General features: G+C 62.1%; 5 protein-coding genes. 2 read left to right on the top strand and 3 right to left on the bottom strand.

The annotated features are described in order from the left end of the window. Positions 1-43: 43 nt before the first annotated feature. On the bottom strand, positions 44-394 hold the full coding sequence (gene mnhG, locus ACP5VX_RS06895) for a monovalent cation/H(+) antiporter subunit G (protein ID WP_428725143.1): 351 nt from the start codon (positions 392-394) through the stop codon (positions 44-46). Beyond that, positions 391-669: a monovalent cation/H+ antiporter complex subunit F gene (locus ACP5VX_RS06890; RefSeq protein WP_014737657.1), complete on the bottom strand. Its 279-nt coding sequence runs from the start codon at positions 667-669 to the stop codon at positions 391-393. The genes mnhG and ACP5VX_RS06890 overlap by 4 nt, the downstream gene beginning before the upstream one ends. A 118-nt stretch (positions 670-787) precedes the next feature. Here ACP5VX_RS06890 and ACP5VX_RS06885 point away from each other — a divergent pair, with 118 nt between their 5' ends. Both ACP5VX_RS06885 and ACP5VX_RS06880 read left to right on the top strand, forming a co-directional pair. After that, positions 788-1,096, top strand: coding sequence for a hypothetical protein (locus ACP5VX_RS06885; RefSeq protein ID WP_428725142.1), 309 nt, complete (start codon positions 788-790; stop codon positions 1,094-1,096). Positions 1,097-1,105: 9 nt separating this feature from the next. Further along, complete coding sequence (locus ACP5VX_RS06880) at positions 1,106-2,032, top strand: S1C family serine protease (protein WP_428725141.1); 927 nt, start codon at positions 1,106-1,108, stop codon at positions 2,030-2,032. 28 nt (positions 2,033-2,060) lie between these two features. Here ACP5VX_RS06880 and ACP5VX_RS06875 read toward each other — a convergent pair. Further along, the coding region (locus ACP5VX_RS06875; RefSeq protein ID WP_428725140.1) for a phosphoribosyltransferase family protein at positions 2,061-2,779 on the bottom strand (719 nt) is incomplete at its 5' end.

Here is a 2,779-nt window from a genome sequence, read left to right as displayed (position 1 = left end):
GTACTTAGGAGGCCCGCGAATAGTAGAGTGAGGTAGACCAGTATCACTCCTCCTCACCCAGCTGGTCCACGACGGGGCTCCACTCCACCGCCCTCGCCTTGTGGGCTGCGTAGGCTAGCAGGTGGCTTCCTATGGGCGCCACGAGGAAGAGGACGAGCGCTGTGGCGAGGCAGCCTCCCGCGATAAAGGTGTTGTTCGGTATAGGCGAGCCGAGGGCCATGAGGGCCACGCCGATCAGCGGTAGGACAGCGCCGTAGATGGCCCCTATCGTGGCCGCGTGGAGCCTGACGTAGAAGTTGGGGAACCTCAGCATCCCCAGCCCCGCTATGAAGTCGAAGACCCCTCCTACGAAGACCACCACGACCCCCGCCCAGAAGACGAGGTCGCTCGTCAAGCCCCCACCTCCTTGGAGACCAGGTACTTGGAGGCGAAGACGTCTAGTAGGTACGCCCAGAGGGCTAGGAGGATGGCCGGGGCGATCATGAGGGGGGACTGGTAGTAGACCGAGAGGAGGGCCAGGAAAACTGCGAGGTCGTAGGAGATGCAGTCGACCGCGAGGATTATGTCGGGTACAGTGGGCCCCTTCACCGCCCTGGCGGTGTACATCAAGACAGCGGCGATGTAGGGGGCCGCGAGGATCGCGAAAAGGAGGTGCGTAAACTCCACCATGACAGGACCACGGTTCTCAATAAGGTGGGTGCGTGGTAAAAATAGTTTGCGGCGTTAGGTAGGCCTAAGGGGTAATGTACATATAGCCCCTGCCCCACACTTATAGACAGGTGTCCTCATGGAGAGAAGGGAGCTCGCTAGGGCGGTCGAGAGGTACTTCCAACTGAGCGAGGACGAGGCCGTCGACCTGGCAGACGAGCTGGACACGCTCTACAACAACATGAAGGCGAAGTACATCGAGCTCCTCTGGAAGCGGGGCGAGGGCGGGGAGGGTGCCGCGGGTATACTCAAGAGGGCTGTGGAGCTCTTGAATAAGGAGGAGCTGAGCCAGGACGAGGAGCTCATACTCATCGCCCTCCTCGACATACTGTCCACGGACCTCTACGACAGGTACCTACTCTACAGAGTCGAGCCAGGGGAGGAGTAGGTGGTCTAGGTGAGGCTGGAGGAGCTCAACGAGGAGATCGCGGGCATCGTCGAGAGGGTCAAGGACTCGGTTATAACGGTGGCCACAGAGATCAAGGTCCCCCTGCTCTTCTTCGGCTACGAGTCGTTGAGGGGGTTCGGCTCCGGCTTCATCGTGGGGAAGGGAATCGCCGTCACGAACGCTCACGTTGTCAAGAACGCCTCTAGAGTAGCCGTGACTTTCAGCGACGGCTACTCGCACGAGGCGGGTGTGATAGCCGCCGACGCCAGCAGGGACCTCGCACTGCTCGAGGTGCCGGACTACAGGCCGCCCATAGAGCTCGGGGACTCCAGGCAGATAAGAGTCGGCGAGATAGTGCTGGCCGTCGGCTCGCCCCTGGGGCTCTTCGAGCACTCAGTCACGATGGGCGTCGTGAGCGCGACGGGCAGGAACATCTACACCGAGGAGCTTATGCTCGAGGACCTTGTCCAGACCGACGCCGCGATAAACCCGGGTAACAGCGGGGGGCCGCTGGTCAACCTCCGCGGCCAGGCCATCGGGGTGACGACCGCCATCGTCCCCTACGCCCAGGGCATAGGCTTCGCCATACCCATCAACACCGTGAAGAGGTTCATACTCATGATCGAGAGGTACGGCAGGCCTGTCAGGGCGTGGATAGGCGTCTACGTCGCCCCTCTCAACCCCACCGTGGCCGGCTTCTACAGGCTGGGAGTGAAGAAGGGCCTTATAGTGGCCAGGGTCATCCCTGGGACACCCGCGCACCACAGCGGACTGAGGGACGGGGACATCCTCTTGGAGGCTGACGGCAGGGAGCTCGCGAGGACCAGCGACTTGAGGGAGGCGGTTGAGGAGGCTATCGACAGGGGCTACGTGACGCTCAAGGTGCTGCGAGGTGGGAGGGTCTTCGAGGTAGACGTGGAGGTCCTCGTCTCCTAGGTTTTTCACCCCGCCAGCGTACACGCCGTCATAGAGTCAGGAGGGCGTGCACTGGGCAATCCAGCTCCCTCTCCAGCTTCTCCACCACCTCGCGCGTCGTCGCCATTAGAACGGCGGCCTCGACCACACCCCCCTTCTTCACGACGTACCTGGACATGGACTTTACGGTCGCCCCCGTCCACACCACCCCGTCCACGACGACGGCCCTCTCCCCTTTGAGGTCCAGTGCGCTGGGGAAGGAGACGACTCGACGAGTCGCGTCGAGGGAGTAGGCCGGGCCCTGACCAGCTGTAAAGGAGCGGCCCCCGGCCACCTTAGCCGCCTTTATACCGTAGACCAGCCTCTTCCCGAGGGCTACCGCCATTAGGGTGGCCAGGACCAGCCCGGCCCCCTCCACGGTGACTATGTAGCCGAACTCGAGGTCTTTGACCGCGTCTATGGCCTTGTACAGGAAGCAGTAGAGGCTGAGGGGGTATCGTGAAGTCAAGTTGTTCAAGTGGGGGAAGGGCAGCGGGGCTTCGCGGATGCTCCTCCTGAGCTCGGCGTCCTCGTCAACGTACGCCAGCTTAGAGACCAGGTCGGCCGCCCTCCTAGCGCTGACCGGCTCCTTGTTACGCATTATCCTGCTCAACTCCTGCACAGACACGCCCAGCCTCCTCGAGATGTTGGTGAGGGTGTCTCTCCTAGACGCGGCGTACAGCTTGCACATCAGCTTGGACAGTAAGTAGACCTCCTCTACCTTCCCCG

The organism is Thermogladius sp. (genome assembly GCF_049970955.1).
In the GTDB taxonomy this organism is placed as follows: Archaea; Thermoproteota; Thermoprotei_A; order Sulfolobales; family Desulfurococcaceae; genus Thermogladius.
This window is presented reverse-complemented; position numbering and strand designations above follow the sequence as displayed.

Bases quoted from the DNA above. Each gene is read 5' to 3' on its own strand.
- ACP5VX_RS06890 (WP_014737657.1), bottom strand. From the start codon at position 669: ATGGTGGAGTTTACGCACCTCCTTTTCGCGATCCTCGCGGCCCCCTAC.
- ACP5VX_RS06885 (WP_428725142.1), top strand. From the start codon at position 788: ATGGAGAGAAGGGAGCTCGCTAGGGCGGTCGAGAGGTACTTCCAACTG.